Genomic DNA, 16,215 nt, shown 5'->3' with positions numbered 1-16,215 from the left:
ATGGCACATATTAGAAAAGCAAATGGGCTTATAGATTGGCTTGATCAAAGATTAGCGGTTCATAAGCTACTTGATGTATTGATGGTAAAATATTGGATTCCAAAGCAAATTAATTTTCTTTGGGCTATGGGAGTTATTTTAACGACTCTTTTTACTGTGCTTTTTGTTACAGGTCTTTTGCTTGTAATGTATTACAAACCAGATACTGCACTTGCTTTTGATAGTGTAAATAAAACGATTATGCAAGAAGTGGATTATGGTTGGCTTTGGCGTCATATGCATGGTGTAGCGGCTTCTGTTATCTTTTTAATCATTTATATTCATATGCTTACTGGAATTTATTACGGTTCTTATAAGCATGGTAGAGAGATGATTTGGGTAAGTGGTATGCTTCTTTTTGTAATATTTTCAGCTGAAGCTTTTAGTGGATATATGCTTCCTTGGGGACAAATGAGTTATTGGGCTGCTCAGGTTATTACCAATCTTTTTGGAGGAATTCCTTTTATAGGTCCTGAACTTGTAATTTGGATTCGTGGAGATTATGCCGTATCAGATCCAACTTTAACAAGATTTTTTATGCTTCATGTTTGTTTGCTTCCTATAGTGATTATTTCAATCATTGCATTTCACTTTTATTCTTTAAGAATTCCACATGTAAATAATGAAATTTCAGAAGAATTAGATTTTGATTTAGAAGCAGAAAAATATATGGCAGGTGATACTAAAAATTCAAAAGTAATTCCTTTTTGGCCAGGATTTTTGTCAAAAGATTTTATGTATATTTGCTTATTTATGATTTTCTTCTTTTATCTAGTTTGTTTTAAATTTGATTTTGCAATGGATCCTATTAATTTTGATCCAGCAAACGCACTTAAAACTCCAGCACATATTTATCCTGAATGGTATTTTTTATGGAGTTATGAAGTGTTAAGAGGATTTTTCTTTGATATTGCAGGTATTAAAGCATTTAATATAGGTTTAGCAGCTTTTGGTATTGCTCAAATAATTTTCTTCTTGTTGCCTTGGCTTGATAGAAGTGATGTGGTTAAGCCAGCTCATGAGAGACCTTTATTTTTTATTTGGTTTTGGGTTTTACTCGTTGATATGATTGTCTTAACTATTTATGGAAAGTTACCTCCAACAGGTGTAAATGCTTGGGTAGGTTTTTATGCTTCTATAGTATTTTTACTACTACTCCTAGTTATTTTACCTATAATCACTATTATGGAAAGAAAAGGAGCTAAATAATGAGAGAGCTAAAAATATTTTTAGTTGTAGCGGTATTTACTGCCCTTGTATATTGGGGAGTTGAACCTTATGCACATTCTATAATGAAACCGCATGTTGCTCCTGCAAATTTTGATTTTTCTATCGAAGATACGACTTATGCTAAAAGCATAGTAGAGCAAAAAGAACTTGCTTTAACTGAGGCTAAAAAAGCTAATGATGCTAAAAGAATAGAAAGTGCTCAAAAAGATCTTGATAAAGCAAAAGAAGATTTAAATCAAGTCGCAACTCTTTGGGATAATGTTGCAAAAATAGATTTGACTAAAGGTGATGTAGCTAAAGGTAAAGAATTTTTTAACACCAATTGTGTTTCTTGTCATGGTATTAAACAAGATAATATACCAGCACCGGTTACTGATTCTTCTACTTTTGGAGTTATTCCTCCTGATTTGAGTTCAGCTGGAGCTATTTTTGATGAGAAATTTTTGGCAGCTTTAATTATGAATCCTTCAGTAGCGTTAAAAGTTTATCATAAATTCGGAGATGCTTTTATAATGCCTCCATATATAGATACTCCAGAGGTTATGAATGCAAATATAGCTAATGTGATTGCTTATCTTAAAGATGTAAGTTCTAAATTTGAGGCTAGTGAAGACGCTATCATCAAAAAAGAAGTAGAGGCTAGATATAAAAAATTAGAAAACAGTCCTCAAAAAACAGCTTTGATTGAAAAAGATATCGCATTTGCTAAAGATAAAGCCACTTTTATAGAAGCTTGCGGTCGTTGCCATGATATTAAATACGATAAATTTTTTACAGCTTCAAATCATAATGATTTAAAAGGATATTTAGGTTCCATACCACCTGATCTTTCAATGATGATTAGATCTCGTGGAGAGCAATATTTACATGATTTTATTAACGATACTCAAAAACTTCTTCCTGGAACTGCTATGCCAAGAGTTGGTTTAACAGAATCTGCTCAAGCTAAAGTTGTTTCTTATATTGAGAAAGTTGGCGATAGTAAAAAAGCAGAAAGAGAAAGCACAGGAATTTATATTATGATTTTCTTTGTGATCTTAAGTGTATTTGCTATAGGCTGGAAACGTTCAGTTTGGTCTAAACTTCATTAGAAATTTTGCCACTAAGTGGCAAAATTTCCTTTACCTTTCAAATATTTTAATACCTAAATTATAATTTATAAGTGAAAACTAAAATTCATTTTGCTATAATATAGTTTCATTTCACACGCATCAATCCTTTTAGCTTGTATTATTTTAAGGGGTGCGGAGGAATAAAGCTAAATTATAAGGAGAAAATTATGGTTAGTATGAGAGATTTATTAGAATGTGGTGTGCATTTTGGACACCAAACAAGACGTTGGAATCCAAAAATGAAAAAATTTATTTTTGGTGAAAGAAAAGGTATTTATGTAATTGACTTGCAAAAAACCTTAAGATATTTTAGATATACTTATAATATCGTTCGTGACGCTGCTGCAGAAGGTAAAACAATACTTTTTGTTGGAACAAAAAAACAAGCAGGTGGAGCGATAAAAGAATATGCTGAAAAATGTGGAATGCCTTATGTAAATCATAGATGGTTAGGCGGAATGATGACCAATTTTGGTACCATTCGTCAATCAATTAGAAAATTAGAAGTTATAGAAAAAATGGAAGAAGATGGAAGTATCAAACTTTTAACCAAAAAAGAAGCTTTGATGCTTACAAGAAAAAAAGAAAAACTACTTGCTTATCTTGGCGGAATTCGCCATTTAAAAACTCAACCAGATATGATTTTTGTTATCGATACGGTTAAAGAAAAAATTGCAGTACAAGAAGCAAATAGGTTAAAGATTCCTGTTGTGGCTCCATTGGATACAAATTGTGATCCTGATCTTGTAACTTATCCTATACCAGGTAATGATGATGCTATAAGATCTGTACAGCTTTTCTGTCAAGAAATGGCCGAAGCGATTAATGAAGGCAAGGCTTTAAGAGAACAGGATGGCGAAGTATTGCCAGAACAAGAAAAAGAAATTACAGATGAAGAGAAAAAAGAAGTTTTAGATGAAATGATGAGTGAAGAAGATTTTAACGAGGAGCAAGAATAATGGCTGAAATTACTGCTGCAATGGTAAAAGAACTCCGTGAAAGTACAGGTGCGGGGATGATGGATTGTAAAAATGCTTTAAGCGAGACTGATGGGGATTTTGATAAAGCGGTACAACTTTTAAGAGAAAAAGGGTTAGGCAAGGCTGCAAAAAAAGCCGATAGACTTGCTGCTGAGGGTTTAGTTAGTGTAAAAGTAAATGATGATTTCACAAGTGCAACTGTTAGCGAGATTAATTCCGAAACAGATTTTGTAGCTAAAAATGACCAATTTATTGCTTTAACAAAGGATACAACGGCTCATATTCAGTGCAATAACTTACAAAGCGTTGAGGAGCTTCACTCAAGCGTGATTAATGGAGTGAAATTTGAAGAATATTTAAAGAGTCAAATTGCAACTATAGGGGAAAATTTAGTTGTAAGAAGATTTGCAACTTTAAAATCAAGTGCAAATGGTGTAGTTAATGGCTATATTCACACAAATGGTCGTGTAGGAGTTATAATTGCTGCTGCTTGTGATAATGCCGAAATGGCATCAAAATCAAGAGATTTTTTAAAACAGCTTTGTATGCATATAGCCGCTATGAAACCTAGTTATTTAAGTTATGAAGAATTAGATCTTTCTTTCGTAGAAAATGAATATAAAGCTTTAGTTGCTGAGCTTGAAAAAGAGAATGAAGAAAGAAGAAGACTAAAAGATCCAAATAAGCCAGAACTTAAAATTCCTAAATTTGCTAGTCGTAAGCAATTGAATGATCAAATTTTAAAACAGGCTGAAGAGGATATAAAAGCAGAACTTAAAGCTCAAGGTAAGCCTGAAAAAATTTGGGATAATATCATTCCTGGAAAAATGAATAGCTTTATAGCAGATAATTCTCAACTCGATAGTAAGTTAACTTTAATGGGTCAGTTTTATGTAATGGACGATAAAAAAACTGTAGAGCAAATTATAACCGAAAAGGAAAAAGAATTAGGCGGAAAAATAAAAATCGTAGAATTTGTTCGTTTTGAAGTTGGTGAGGGTTTGGAGAAAAAAACTGAAGATTTTGCTGCTGAAGTAGCTGCTCAGCTTTAAAGTGGTTTTAAATGGAATTATTAAGAGCGGAAAATTTAAATCATAGTTTTGATTATCCACTCTTTAAGGATTTAAATTTAAGTTTAAATACGCAAGACTGTATTGCTATTCAAGGTAGTAGCGGTTGCGGAAAATCAACCCTATTACACATACTTTCTTCTTTGCTTTGTCCAAAACAGGGTAATGTTTTTTATAAAAATAAAAATCTTTATCAGTTAAATGAGAACGAAAGGCTTAATATTCGCCGTTATGATTTTGGTATTATATTTCAAACTCATTATCTTTTTAAAGGCTTTTCAGCCTTAGAAAATATAGAGCTTGCTAGTGTTTTATCTCATCAAAAATTGGATGAAAAAATTTTAGAAAAATTAGGCATTGACAAACTTTTAGGCCACAAAATAGGAAAATTAAGTGGTGGACAGCAACAACGTGTCAGTATAGCTAGAGTACTTTGCAAGAAGCCAAAAATTATTTTCGCAGATGAAGCTACTGGAAATTTAGACTTTGAAAATGCAAAAAATGTCATAGAACTTTTAATTAGTTATGTTAAAGAGAATCAAGCCGCTTTATTTTTTGTAACTCACGATAATAAACTTGTAAATTTTTGTGATAAAACTTATATTTTAAACTCCAATGGAATTTGTTAACTATTTGGGCGATAAAAATGTAGCAACTTTTATGTTATTGTTTGCTAGAATGAGCGGGCTTATAGTTTTTTTTCCTTTTTTTTCTCACAATTCTATCCCTATAATCATTAAAACAACTATAGCATTATTTTTGACTATGTATTTATATCCTTTGGCAAGACTTGAAAATTTACATTTAGATAGCTTTTTCATTCTTCAGCTTTTAAGTGAAGTTATGTTTGGAATGATAGCGGGATTAATGCTTCAAATTATTTTTGCTATTATTATGATGGCAGGAGAACAAATAGCTTTTATTATGGGATTTACTATGGCAAGTGTGCTAGATCCAAGTTCTGGGACAAATATGCCTATCACATCTCAAATTTTGCATTTGATTGCTTTGATTTTTTTTCTAGCATTTAATGGACATTATCTTATACTTTTATTTTTAAGTCATTCTTTAGAATATATTAGCTTAGGAGGTTTTTATCCACATGAAAATTTAATGCAGTATCTAAATTCAGGTATTTTAAATATATTTATTATAGGATTTACTATGAGCTTTCCTATACTTGGAATTTCGCTTTTAGCAGATACTATTTTTGGGCTTTTAATGAAAACGATGCCTCAGTTTAATCTTTTGGTAATTGGTTACCCAATCAAAATCGCTTTAGGTTTTATAGTTTTAATAGCCATTTTACTTGTAATGATGCAGTATTTTAAAGATTTGATTTTGGAAGTTTTTACTCATATGCAAACTCTCTTTTTTGTCTAAGCAAAGGATAAAAGAAAATTTTGTAGAATAGTAATTATTTTTAAGGATTGAAGCGATGAAAATTTTACTTTTAAATGAGAATTCGGTTGTATCAAAACTTATAAGCCTTAGTGCTAAGAAAATGTCTTATGACTTTGAAGAGCTTGATGCTTATGATGAAAATTTAGGACATTATGATGTTATTGTTGTAGATAGTGACACTCCAGCGCCTTTAAAGATTTTACAAGAAAAATGTGATAAATTAATATTTTTAGCTCCACGTAATCAAACTATAGATATTGATGCACAAGTTTTATATAAGCCATTTTTACCTACGGATTTTTTAAATTTACTCAATGGAGAGAATTTAAAAATTGATGATACTATCACTACTTTACCAATTGAAGATACTACTGATAATTTAAATAATGATAATTCTAACGCACAAGACTTAAGCTTAAAAGATGTTTCAGATAATCAAATTGATAGTGAGCTTAATGAGGACGATCTTTCTTTGGATGAAGAATTAGAAATTCCATCATTAGATAGCGAAGAAGAGGTTAAAAATGATGAAAATATAGATGATGTAAATTTAGATATAAATTTCGAAGATGAAGAATCAAAAAATGAAAATTTAGATACTTTGGAAAGTGATAATCAAAAGGATACAGACAATTCTAATAGTGAAATAGAAGAAAGTAATATTCAAGAGCAAGAATTTGAAGAAAGCAAACAAATAGAACAAGAAGATCAAGGTGAGTTAGAAATCAATGAAGAATCCGTTGTAGAAGAAAATAATGATATAAATCAAATAAATGAAGAAGAAATAACAAAAGACGAGCTTCCTGGAGAAAATTCTAGCGAGATATTAGAGGAACAAAATGAAGAAATTTTGCAAGAAAATGAAATTTTAGATGATAAAAATATAGAACAAGCAGATGTTAATAAAACCTTAGATGAAGAATTACCTATAGTTGAAGAACAAGAAAAAGAAGTTGATTTTAATGATATTCCACAAGATGCTGAATTTTTAGGCGAAACAAAAGAGGAAAATCAAGAATTAGAACAAGATTTTTTACCTATTGTTGAAAGCGAAGAGGAGTCATCTTTAGGTGAAGATAATGATTTTGGAAATTTAAGTACCCAAGATCAAATAAAAGAAGAATTAGAACAACTTGATGAACTTGAGCACGAAATAGATGAAAATGATAGTCCTCAAATTTTAGAAGATTTTAAAGATGAACCAGTTTTTGACACAAAAGATTTGCAAGTTGATGAAGAAGAAGTGGTTATTCCTAATTTATCAGTTAGCGAATTTGATAGTCTTAAAGAAAGTGAAATACAGCGAGCTTTAGGAGAAGAAGTAACGACTGAAACAATCGAAGAGCCTGAAGAAGAAATAGAATCTTTAGAAGAGCTATCTACAAAGGTATCTGCAAATAAAGATGTAAGTGAAGAAGAGATTGTCAATGAGTTAAGTCAAAGCATTGCAGGAGCGATTACCTCAAGCATTAAAGACGATACATTAAAAGCTGCCCTTAAAGGTATGAATATGAATATTAATATTAATGTAAGCTTCAATGAGGAATAATTTTTGAATAGCTTTATTTTGGTTATTTCAGGTCCTAGTGGAGCAGGTAAATCTACCCTTTTAAAAAAACTTTTTGAAGAATTTGAGGCGGAGCTTTATTTTTCTGTTTCATCTACGACCCGTTTGCCAAGAGAGAATGAAAAACACGGAATACATTATTATTTTATTAGCAATGATGAATTTCAAGAAGATATAAAAAACAATTATTTTTTAGAATGGGCTAAGGTTCATGAAAATTTTTATGGAACTTCTCTTAAACATACAGAAAAAGCATTAAATAGCGGAAAAATAGTTATTCTTGATATAGATGTGCAAGGGTATAAAATAGCCAAAAAAAAATTACAAGATAAAATTGTTTCTATTTTTATCACAACAAAAAATAAAGAAGAGCTAAAGAAAAGACTTATTAAGCGAAATACTGATACAATAACACAACTAGAAAAAAGATTAGAAAATGCAAGTGATGAAATGAAAGAGCTTTGCGAATATGATTATTTAATTATAAATGATGAATTAGAGCGAAGTTATGAAGCATTGCGAGCAATTTTAGTTGCCCATAGATTAAAGACAAAAGGGCAAGATTTAGATCAAATTCAAAATATTTGGAATAAAGGAGAGTAAAAATATGGGTGGTTGGTCAAGTCCTAGTCATTGGTTGATTATTTTATTGATTGTTGTATTACTTTTTGGAGCGAAGAAAATTCCGGAACTTGCTAAAGGTTTAGGTAAGGGTATAAAAACCTTTAAAGATGAAATGAATAGCGATGATGAAGTAGTCAAAAATACTCAAAAAATTGAAGAAAAACAAAATAATAGCACAAATATAGATGCGAATATAGACGAAACTAAAAAAGCTTAAGGTTTTTCTTGAAAAATATTATTTTTGGTGAAATTAAAAAAGTTTTAGGATGTGATTTTATCCTTGAGAATCCTAAGGATAAGAATTTGGCACATTTTGCCACACCTTTAGCTTTTTCTTTAGCTAAAGAGTTAAAAAAATCTCCTATGATTATAGCAGATGAATTAGCACAAAAATTTCAAACCCATAGTTATTTTGAGAAAGTTGAAGCTATTAATGGCTATCTTAATTTTAGAATTTCAAAAAATTTTTTAAATGAGCTTGTGACTCAAGCTTTAAAAAATCCAAGTAATTTTGCTAAAGATGAAGGTAAAACTCAAACTTTTTTACTTGAGTATGTAAGTGCAAATCCTACAGGTCCTTTGCATATAGGCCATGCAAGAGGAGCTATCTTTGGAGATACTTTAGCAAGAGTAGCAAGGCATTTGGGTTATAAATTTGATACAGAATATTATGTTAATGATGCAGGAAATCAAATTTATCTTTTAGGACTTTCTGTTTTATTAAGTGTAAAAGAGAAAATTTTAAAAGAAGAAGTAGAATATCCAGAGCAGTACTATAAGGGCGATTATATTAGTGATTTAGCTAAAGAAGCTTATAGAGAATTTGGAAAAGAGTTTTTTAGAGAAGAAAATATCCCTTCTTTATCGGATTGGGCAAAAGATAAAATGCTTGTTTTAATCAAGCAAAATTTAGATCAAGCAAAAATAAAAATCAATAATTATGTGAGTGAAAAATCTTATTATAACGCTTTAAATGCAACTTTAGAAGCATTAAAACAGCATCAGGGTGCTTATGAAAAAGAGGGAAAAATTTGGTTAGCTTCCTCTTTAAAGGGAGATGAAAAAGATCGTGTAATCATCCGTGAAGATGGTCGTGGAACTTATTTGGCCGCTGATATAGTTTATCATAGGGATAAAATGAGTCGAGGATATGATAAGTGTATCAATATTTGGGGAGCTGATCATCACGGATATATTTCTAGAATGAAAGCGGCTATGGATTATTTAGGTTTTAATCCTGATAATCTTGAAGTTATTTTAGCGCAAATGGTTTCTTTGCTTAAAGATGGAGAACCTTACAAGATGAGCAAAAGAGCGGGAAATTTCATTTTAATGAGTGATGTTGTAAATGAAATAGGTTCAGACGCATTGCGTTATATATTTTTAAGTAAAAAATGTGATACTCATTTGGAATTTGATGTGAGTGATTTACAAAAAGAAGATAACTCTAATCCCGTTTTTTATATTAACTATGCTCATGCAAGAATTTATCAGGTTTTTTCAAAGGCAAATAAAAGCGTTGCAGATGTGATTGAGGCCGACTTAGAAAATTTAAATCAAGATGGAGTCAATTTGCTTTTTGAAGCTTTAAATTTAAAAGCTACTTTAAATGACGCTTTTGATAGTAGATCCTTGCAAAAAATTCCAGATTATTTAAAAAATTTAGCGGCAAGTTTTCATAAATTTTACAATGAAAATAAGGTAGTTGGCACTGAAAATGAAGATAGTTTGTTAAAATTGTTTGCAATGGTTGCATTAAGCATTAAAACAGCTTTTGCTCTGATGGGAATTGAAGCTAAAAATAGAATGAATAATTAGTCTGTATAGTATTATAATTTATAAATTGAGTAAAATAACAGCTATTATGGTTAAAAAAATGCCAAGAATTCCTATTTTATTCAGTTTTTCCTTATATAAAATCCAACCACCAGCACAAGTTCCAATAATACCTATGGCGCCCCAAGTCGAATAAGCAATACTTAAAGGCACATGTTTTAAAGCAAAAGAGAGTAGAAAAAAGGCAAGTATAGCGCTAACAATGGCACAGATTCCTGATATTTTATTTTGAAAGCCGTTTGATTTTTTAAGTAATAGATTTGCTACTATATCTAAAAATGCGGATAAAATGATGATTAATAAATAAAATTTCACTCTTTAACTTCTCCGATATTAATCATAATAATACCTACAATAGAACAAATAATACCTAAAATTTGAGCTAGGGTTAAATTTTCTTTAAAAACGATCAAAGAAACTAAGAGAATAAGAATCACGCCTAGTAATTCCCATACTGCATAAGCAATTCCAATTTGAATTTTTTTGATAGTTTTACTTAGAAAAAAATAAGAAAATGCAATAAATATGGCCATAAAAAAATAAGCTAAAAATAAATTTTCTATTTTTAAAAAGCTCGTTCCTAAAACTTCAAAAATAATAGCACTTATTAAAAAAAACCAAGCTTTCAAAAGTTCTTTTTTTTCTACAATCACCACACAAAAACCTCTTTTTTTGAAATTAACGCTGAAATCATATCATTTAAAGCTTTAATCAGCCTTTTTATTTTATACTTTTAAATGTAAAAATCTTTAAGAAAGTGAGAAACTTATGGGACGAGCGTTCGAATACCGAAGAGCTTCTAAAGAGGCTAGATGGGATAAAATGAGTAAACTTTTTCCTAAGCTTGCTAAAGCTATACAAGTAGCAGCTAAAGAGGGTGGGCCTGATCCTGATATGAATCCAAAATTAAGAAGTGCTATAGCAACTGCCAAAGCAAATAATATGCCTAAAGATAACATCGATGCTGCGATTAAACGTGCAAGCGGTAAAGATAGTGTAGATATAAAAAATATCCATTATGAAGGAAAGGCGGCGCACGGGGTTTTGGTGATCGTTGAGTGTATGACAGATAATCCTACTAGAACTGTTGCAAATGTAAAAGCAATTTTCAGCAAAAATGGCGGAGAAATTTTACAAAATGGATCTTTAGGTTTTATGTTTAATAGAAAAGCGGTTTTTCATCTTGAGAAATTCGAAGGTGATCTAGAGGAATTAGAACTTGATTTGATTGATGCTGGTCTTGAAGAATTAGAACAAAATGAAGAAGAATTAGTCATCAGTGGAGATTATACAGCATTTGGAGAATTAAGTTCAGCCATAGAGGCTAAGGGCTTGATACTTAAAAAGGCAGGACTTGAATACATTGCTAATAATCCCTTAAATTTTAGTGAAGATCAACTTAACGATATAGAAAATCTTTTAGATAAGCTTGAAGAAGATGACGATGTTCAAGCTGTTTATACAAATATAGAATAAGGAAAAAAATGCTTAAGCAAATCGATACTACTGATGCAAACAAATACAAATTTGCCTTAATCAAAACAGAAAAGGGCACAATGAAAGTTGAGCTTTTTGCAGATGAAGCCCCTCAAACGGTTTGTAATTTTGCTAATTTAGCCAATGAAGGATTTTATAAAGATTTAACCTTTCATAGAGTCATTCCAAATTTTGTTATACAAGGAGGTTGCCCTTATGGCAATGGCACAGGTGGCCCTGGTTATGAAATTCCTTGCGAGTGTGATGATCAAAAACATCAGCATTTACGCGGAACCTTATCGATGGCACATGCAGGGAGAGATACTGGAGGATCACAATTTTTTATTTGCCATAGTCCGCAGCCTCATTTAGATGGAATGCATACTATTTTTGGACAGATTGATTTAGAAGATAAAGAAAGTTTAAAAGTCCTTGATTCAATCCGTCAAGGAGATAAAATTTTAAACATTGAAATTCAAGAATTAAAAGAATAATCTATAGTTTTATCTATCAAATAATAGTTAATATAATCTAAATTAAAGCTTTTTTTCTTTAAAATAACCCTTTTATTTCAATGAAATATTTACAAGGAGTTATATTATGAAAACTAAGTTTTCAATTGTTTTGAGTGCTTGTATTCTTTCATCATCACTTTTTGCACAAACTACAGATGATGAAATTACTAAGCTTCAAAAACAGCTTGCGAAAATTCAAGCTGAATTAAAAGAAATTAGAAAGGAAAGGGAAGCACAAGCAAAACACAATAAAGAAGTTAATGCTGAGCTTGCTGATCTTAATGATAGAGCAGATGATAATGAATTTCAAGCTGCTTTAAGTAAAGTTAAATTTGGACTTGAATTTTCAAATGCTGTTTCAAATACAAACTACAAACTTCCTGCTACAAGCTATCATGCTAACAACAAGTGGATGATGGAACTTCACTTAAATATGAATGCAGATATTAATGAAAAAACTAAGTTCTATGGTCGCTTGTCTATGGCTAAAAACTGGTCTCAAATGGGATGGAGTGGAGATCCACTTGAGCTAGATGCAGGAAGAAACACAAGAACAAGTGGTCCTATCCTTTATGTAGATAGAGCTTATCTTGATTATTACATCACACCTGAGTGGATTGCAACTATAGGAAGACAACCTGGAACAGATGGTCCTGGAAGCAACCTTAGAAACAATGCTTTAAGACAATCAACTTATCCAGCTTTAGCGATCAACACTTTGGGAGATGCTGCAGTTATCACTTATAAACCTGAAAGTTTACAAGATCATAAGGTTGCTATCCGTGCTGCTTATGGTAAGGCTTATCAATGGGATGAAGAAAGTGGTAAAGTGAGAGATTGGATGAGCGATCAAGAAGATGCAGATGCAAATCTTTACTATGCAGCAGTAGAGGGAGAACTTCCTTTGGGTAGTATGGGTAGCAACTTAATTATTTTTAATATAGCTCATATGACAGATTTTTCATTGCCAATTGATGCTGGTGCAACTATAAATCCATTCATAGGTGGAGCAGGTGTTAAAAATTTAGGTGATGCAACTATTGCTAATATCCATTTTGAAAACTACAATACCTTTGGAACGAATTTTAATTGGTTTACATCTTTGGGATATTACAATGGAAGCAATGCAGAAACCTTGTCTGTGATACCTCAAATCCAAAAGGCTTTACAGTTTAATGAAGAAGATGGTTATGCTGTGCATATAGGTGGACGCTATGACTTTACAAAAGCTTTAAAAGTAGGATATGAGTTTTTCTGGGGTAGTAGATACTGGTATACTATGTCTCGTCCAAACATCAACGATCCACTTAATATAAGAATGACTAGAGGTATAGCGAATGATTTTTATGTGATTTATCAGCTTGATAGATATCAATTCCTAAGATTAAGCTATACAAATATCCAAAACAAATGGGGAAATCGTGGATTGCCATTAATGGGTGCTAAGAAAGAAAAATCGAGAGCCGATAATGTTATGCTAATGTATAATGTAAAATTTTAAGGAGTAAGTGATATGAAAAAATTACTTTTTTTGAGTTTATTACCTATCATTGCTTTAGCTGATTGTGCTAGCTTAATGGCAAAATATGAAGCTCCAGAACCAGAATCAAAAACAATGAAACAAATTGAGCGTTGGGTAAATAAAAAAGTTAAAGATGCTAAAGATGCTGCAGTTTTAAAAGAGTGTATGGTTGCTCGTGCAGCGGATAATCCAAATCAAGTTTCAGTTGCTGGTAAATAATAAAAGCGGTTTAAAGCCGCTTTTATCTTTCTTTTATCTTCTTTAAATTTTAGAATTTTTCTTACAATTTATATTTTTTATTTTAAAAATTTGTTATAATAGATCAATTTTAATCATAAAGACATAGTAATGCAAAAGCCTGATATACAAAGTTTAACTAACTTTCTTATAGTCTACACTAAAACTTTATTAGGAGCTGGAACTTATACATCTAGGGTAGCTAAATGTGTAGGAAGGATCGCTGAAGTGTATGGCTATGAGATCAATATCAATTTCTTTTTTCATCATATCACTTTAAATATTGTTGATAAAAATGATAATTCTATACATAGAACCTATGTAATCCCAAATGATTATGCCTCTATTAATTTTAAAATTATTTTAGATTTGAGTGCTTTAAGTTGGGCTATATATGATCACAAATATGATCTTGAAAAGGCAAAAGCAATTTTTGAACAAACAACTCATCAAGAAAAACATTCTTTTATAGTAACTCTTCTTTTTGTTTCTATCGCAAATTCTGCATTTTGTAGACTTTTTGGTGGAGATTTTGGTTCGGGAGTTTTGGTATGTTTTGGAACATTTTTAGGTTTAATTTTAAGATTTGTTTTGACAAAAATTAAAATAGACTTAAGAATCCAATATATCATTTGTTCTTTTGTTTCTTCGGGTTTTGTTTTTTTGGGTCTTGATATGGGCTATACTAACACTTCAGATGTGGCTTTAGGATCTAGTATTTTATATCTTATTCCTGGAGTCTTTTTTATAAATTCAGTTATAGATATACTTAAAAATCATATTTTAATGGGAATTAGTCGCATTGTTAGTGTTGGAATTTTAATTTCTTGTATCGCACTTGGAATTTATATGACACTTAGTTTGTCAGATTTTGGAATTTTACAATGATAGAATTTATTTTAAAAGATATGTTTTTTGCAGCTTTGGCTGGTTTTGGATTTGCTTACGCTTGCAACCCTCCTTTAAAAACGCTTATAGCTTCTGCGTGTTTGGCTGCTATAGCACATGGATTTCGTTTTACTTTAATGGAATATTTTCATTTTCAAACCTTGGCGATTGCAACTTTTATGGCTTCTTTTTGTATAGGTTGTTTAGGTATTGTTTTAGCTAAGGTTATGAAAACTCCCGCAGAAATTATTGCATTTCCAGCACTTATACCCATGATACCTGGAATTTACGCTTATAAAGCAATTTTATATCTTATTTCTTTTATACGTAGTGAAAATATAAATGCAAAATCTGATTTTTTAGTGCAATTTTTTGATTATTTTTTAACTACGGTTTCTGTAACTTTAGCTTTAGCTATAGGAGTGAGTGTTACTTTGTTAATATTTTTTGAACAAAGCTTTATGATGACAAGACATGCAAAAAAAGATTAAAGTTTTGAGCTTAATTTTTTTCTTTTCTTTTTAAAATTTTATCCTTTTGTTAATTTAATATTCTACAATAATAAAAAAGGATAAAAATGCAAAAATATTTATTACATAAACCTCTTATAGAAAAATGCCATCATAATCATTCTCATAAGCATCATACGTATGATCATTCAGATGCTCGCAACATGGATAAAAAAATTTTAAAAATATCTTTAATTATGACTTTTTTAATGATGCTTGTGCAATTTGTATATTCTATACTTTCAAATTCTTTAGCGTTATTGAGTGATACTTTACATATGTTTTCTGATGTTTTTGCCTTAGGACTTAGTTTTTTTGCAATCATTGCTATTGAAAAATTTGAAGATAAACAAAAAACTTTTGGTTATTTTAGATTAGAAATTTTAGTTGCTTTTATCAATGCTTTGACGATTATTTTATCTGCAATTTTTATTATTTATGAAAGCATAGAAAAATTATTTTATCCTGTAGATATAGACGCAAAAACCATGATAATGGTTGCTATTTTAGGATTTTTAGTTAATGCTTTTAATGCTTTTTTGATGTTTAAAGGAGCAAATTTAGATAATGTCAATATCAAGTCTGCCTTTTTACATATGATGAGCGATTTGCTTGGATCTTTAGTTGTGATTGTTGGTGGAATTGTTGTTTATTACACTCAAATTGTTTATATTGATACAATTTTGGCTTTGATTTTATCTCTTTTACTTTTAAGATGGGCGATTAAGTTATTAAGAAAAAGTATTAATATTTTACTAGAAACCTCGCCTGTAGATGTAAAGAGTGTTGAAGAAATGATTTTGAAACACCATCAGGTGGGTAAAATTTTGGATTTACATATCGTAGAAATTACGAATAAAATGTTTGTAGCGACCTTACATATTGAGGTTGATATACAAAATTTATCAGAATTTGAAATTCTTTATCAAGATCTTTCAAACGAGCTTTTAAAGAATTTTAATATAGGACATATTACAATGCAACCAAGTGTAATAAAAAAGGAGAATTAATGAATTTTAAAGTAAACAATGTCAATTGTATAAATTGTGTAAATTTGATAAAAAATTCCTTACAAGATGAGTACGGTTTAATAGATATTGATTTGGAAAATAAAATTTTAAGTATTGATCTAAAAGAAGAACAATTAGAAAATTTTGAACATGATTTTAAAGAATTAGGATTTGAAATCGTAGAGCGTATATAAAA

At 30.4% G+C, this 16,215-nt stretch carries 20 protein-coding genes; 18 read left to right on the top strand and 2 right to left on the bottom strand.

The genetic code is table 11. From position 1 onward, the window contains the following. The 10 genes from CQA69_RS00920 to argS all read left to right on the top strand — a co-directional run bounded on the left by CQA69_RS00920 (position 1) and on the right by argS (position 9,844). Positions 1-1,248, top strand: a complete 1,248-nt coding sequence (locus tag CQA69_RS00920; protein WP_137619963.1) for a cytochrome b — start codon at positions 1-3, stop codon at positions 1,246-1,248. Continuing rightward, on the top strand, positions 1,248-2,360 hold the full coding sequence (locus CQA69_RS00915) for a c-type cytochrome (protein ID WP_137619962.1): 1,113 nt from the start codon (positions 1,248-1,250) through the stop codon (positions 2,358-2,360). Before CQA69_RS00920 ends, CQA69_RS00915 begins: the two co-directional genes overlap by 1 nt. 188 nt (positions 2,361-2,548) lie before the next feature. Next, positions 2,549-3,340: a 30S ribosomal protein S2 gene (gene rpsB / locus CQA69_RS00910; protein ID WP_137619961.1), complete on the top strand. Its 792-nt coding sequence runs from the start codon at positions 2,549-2,551 to the stop codon at positions 3,338-3,340. Further along, complete coding sequence (tsf, locus tag CQA69_RS00905; protein WP_137619960.1) at positions 3,340-4,413, top strand: translation elongation factor Ts; 1,074 nt, start codon at positions 3,340-3,342, stop codon at positions 4,411-4,413. The genes rpsB and tsf overlap by 1 nt, the downstream gene beginning before the upstream one ends. A gap of 11 nt (positions 4,414-4,424) precedes the next feature. Beyond that, positions 4,425-5,060 carry an ABC transporter ATP-binding protein gene (locus CQA69_RS00900; RefSeq protein WP_137619959.1) on the top strand — a complete coding sequence of 212 codons (636 nt, stop codon included), beginning with the start codon at positions 4,425-4,427 and terminating at the stop codon, positions 5,058-5,060. Beyond that, the gene (fliR, locus tag CQA69_RS00895) at positions 5,047-5,814 is read left to right on the top strand and encodes a flagellar biosynthetic protein FliR (RefSeq protein ID WP_137619958.1); all 768 of its coding nucleotides are present in this window, start codon (positions 5,047-5,049) and stop codon (positions 5,812-5,814) included. The genes CQA69_RS00900 and fliR overlap by 14 nt, the downstream gene beginning before the upstream one ends. Before the next feature lie 55 nt (positions 5,815-5,869). Continuing rightward, a complete protein-coding gene (locus CQA69_RS00890) occupies positions 5,870-7,384 on the top strand; it encodes a hypothetical protein (protein WP_137619957.1) in 1,515 nt (504 codons plus the stop codon). Between the two features lie 3 nt (positions 7,385-7,387). Then, positions 7,388-8,005: a guanylate kinase gene (gene gmk / locus CQA69_RS00885; RefSeq protein ID WP_137619956.1), complete on the top strand. Its 618-nt coding sequence runs from the start codon at positions 7,388-7,390 to the stop codon at positions 8,003-8,005. Between the two features lie 4 nt (positions 8,006-8,009). After that, positions 8,010-8,243, top strand: a complete 234-nt coding sequence (locus CQA69_RS00880; RefSeq protein ID WP_137619955.1) for a Sec-independent protein translocase subunit TatA/TatB — start codon at positions 8,010-8,012, stop codon at positions 8,241-8,243. Between the two features lie 8 nt (positions 8,244-8,251). After that, complete coding sequence (gene argS / locus CQA69_RS00875; protein WP_137619954.1) at positions 8,252-9,844, top strand: arginine--tRNA ligase; 1,593 nt, start codon at positions 8,252-8,254, stop codon at positions 9,842-9,844. A gap of 18 nt (positions 9,845-9,862) precedes the next feature. Here the strand turns inward: argS and CQA69_RS00870 are convergent, their stop codons facing one another. Further along, the gene (locus CQA69_RS00870; protein ID WP_137619953.1) at positions 9,863-10,177 is read right to left on the bottom strand and encodes a DMT family transporter; all 315 of its coding nucleotides are present in this window, start codon (positions 10,175-10,177) and stop codon (positions 9,863-9,865) included. Further along, entirely contained in the window at positions 10,174-10,515 is a 342-nt protein-coding gene (locus tag CQA69_RS00865) for a DMT family transporter (protein WP_137620031.1), read from the bottom strand. Before CQA69_RS00865 ends, CQA69_RS00870 begins: the two co-directional genes overlap by 4 nt. 115 nt (positions 10,516-10,630) lie before the next feature. Here CQA69_RS00865 and CQA69_RS00860 point away from each other — a divergent pair, with 115 nt between their 5' ends. The 8 genes from CQA69_RS00860 (at position 10,631) to CQA69_RS00825 (ending at position 16,213) form a co-directional block, all read left to right on the top strand. Beyond that, positions 10,631-11,338, top strand: a complete 708-nt coding sequence (locus tag CQA69_RS00860) for a YebC/PmpR family DNA-binding transcriptional regulator (protein ID WP_137619952.1) — start codon at positions 10,631-10,633, stop codon at positions 11,336-11,338. Between the two features lie 8 nt (positions 11,339-11,346). Then, positions 11,347-11,832 carry a peptidylprolyl isomerase gene (locus CQA69_RS00855; RefSeq protein ID WP_137619951.1) on the top strand — a complete coding sequence of 162 codons (486 nt, stop codon included), beginning with the start codon at positions 11,347-11,349 and terminating at the stop codon, positions 11,830-11,832. A 106-nt stretch (positions 11,833-11,938) separates the two neighbouring features. Beyond that, complete coding sequence (gene omp50 / locus CQA69_RS00850; protein ID WP_137619950.1) at positions 11,939-13,354, top strand: outer membrane tyrosine kinase; 1,416 nt, start codon at positions 11,939-11,941, stop codon at positions 13,352-13,354. A gap of 12 nt (positions 13,355-13,366) precedes the next feature. After that, positions 13,367-13,594 (top strand): hypothetical protein, encoded by a 228-nt coding sequence (locus CQA69_RS00845; protein ID WP_137619949.1) that lies wholly within the window; start codon positions 13,367-13,369, stop codon positions 13,592-13,594. 129 nt (positions 13,595-13,723) lie between these two features. Beyond that, positions 13,724-14,500, top strand: a complete 777-nt coding sequence (locus CQA69_RS00840; RefSeq protein ID WP_137619948.1) for a threonine/serine exporter family protein — start codon at positions 13,724-13,726, stop codon at positions 14,498-14,500. After that, positions 14,497-14,991: a threonine/serine exporter family protein gene (locus CQA69_RS00835; RefSeq protein WP_137619947.1), complete on the top strand. Its 495-nt coding sequence runs from the start codon at positions 14,497-14,499 to the stop codon at positions 14,989-14,991. The genes CQA69_RS00840 and CQA69_RS00835 overlap by 4 nt, the downstream gene beginning before the upstream one ends. Positions 14,992-15,077: 86 nt before the next feature. After that, entirely contained in the window at positions 15,078-16,019 is a 942-nt protein-coding gene (locus CQA69_RS00830) for a cation diffusion facilitator family transporter (RefSeq protein WP_137619946.1), read from the top strand. Further along, on the top strand, positions 16,019-16,213 hold the full coding sequence (locus tag CQA69_RS00825) for a heavy metal transport/detoxification protein (RefSeq protein ID WP_137619945.1): 195 nt from the start codon (positions 16,019-16,021) through the stop codon (positions 16,211-16,213). The genes CQA69_RS00830 and CQA69_RS00825 overlap by 1 nt, the downstream gene beginning before the upstream one ends. Positions 16,214-16,215 lie beyond the last annotated feature (2 nt).

Source organism: Campylobacter estrildidarum, from assembly GCF_005406205.1.
Classification (GTDB): domain Bacteria; phylum Campylobacterota; class Campylobacteria; order Campylobacterales; family Campylobacteraceae; genus Campylobacter_D; species Campylobacter_D estrildidarum.
Note: the sequence above shows the minus strand (reverse complement) of the source record. Positions and strands in the feature narration are given on the sequence as shown.

Excerpts from the sequence above, each read along its gene's own strand:
- CQA69_RS00920 (WP_137619963.1), top strand. The coding sequence starts at position 1 with ATGGCACATATTAGAAAAGCAAATGGGCTTATAGATTGGCTTGATCAA.
- CQA69_RS00915 (WP_137619962.1), top strand. The coding sequence starts at position 1,248 with ATGAGAGAGCTAAAAATATTTTTAGTTGTAGCGGTATTTACTGCCCTT.
- rpsB (WP_137619961.1), top strand. The coding sequence starts at position 2,549 with ATGGTTAGTATGAGAGATTTATTAGAATGTGGTGTGCATTTTGGACAC.
- tsf (WP_137619960.1), top strand. The coding sequence starts at position 3,340 with ATGGCTGAAATTACTGCTGCAATGGTAAAAGAACTCCGTGAAAGTACA.
- CQA69_RS00900 (WP_137619959.1), top strand. The coding sequence starts at position 4,425 with ATGGAATTATTAAGAGCGGAAAATTTAAATCATAGTTTTGATTATCCA.
- fliR (WP_137619958.1), top strand. The coding sequence starts at position 5,047 with ATGGAATTTGTTAACTATTTGGGCGATAAAAATGTAGCAACTTTTATG.
- CQA69_RS00890 (WP_137619957.1), top strand. The coding sequence starts at position 5,870 with ATGAAAATTTTACTTTTAAATGAGAATTCGGTTGTATCAAAACTTATA.
- CQA69_RS00880 (WP_137619955.1), top strand. The coding sequence starts at position 8,010 with ATGGGTGGTTGGTCAAGTCCTAGTCATTGGTTGATTATTTTATTGATT.
- CQA69_RS00860 (WP_137619952.1), top strand. The coding sequence starts at position 10,631 with ATGGGACGAGCGTTCGAATACCGAAGAGCTTCTAAAGAGGCTAGATGG.
- CQA69_RS00855 (WP_137619951.1), top strand. The coding sequence starts at position 11,347 with ATGCTTAAGCAAATCGATACTACTGATGCAAACAAATACAAATTTGCC.
- omp50 (WP_137619950.1), top strand. The coding sequence starts at position 11,939 with ATGAAAACTAAGTTTTCAATTGTTTTGAGTGCTTGTATTCTTTCATCA.
- CQA69_RS00845 (WP_137619949.1), top strand. The coding sequence starts at position 13,367 with ATGAAAAAATTACTTTTTTTGAGTTTATTACCTATCATTGCTTTAGCT.
- CQA69_RS00840 (WP_137619948.1), top strand. The coding sequence starts at position 13,724 with ATGCAAAAGCCTGATATACAAAGTTTAACTAACTTTCTTATAGTCTAC.
- CQA69_RS00835 (WP_137619947.1), top strand. The coding sequence starts at position 14,497 with ATGATAGAATTTATTTTAAAAGATATGTTTTTTGCAGCTTTGGCTGGT.
- CQA69_RS00830 (WP_137619946.1), top strand. The coding sequence starts at position 15,078 with ATGCAAAAATATTTATTACATAAACCTCTTATAGAAAAATGCCATCAT.
- CQA69_RS00825 (WP_137619945.1), top strand. The coding sequence starts at position 16,019 with ATGAATTTTAAAGTAAACAATGTCAATTGTATAAATTGTGTAAATTTG.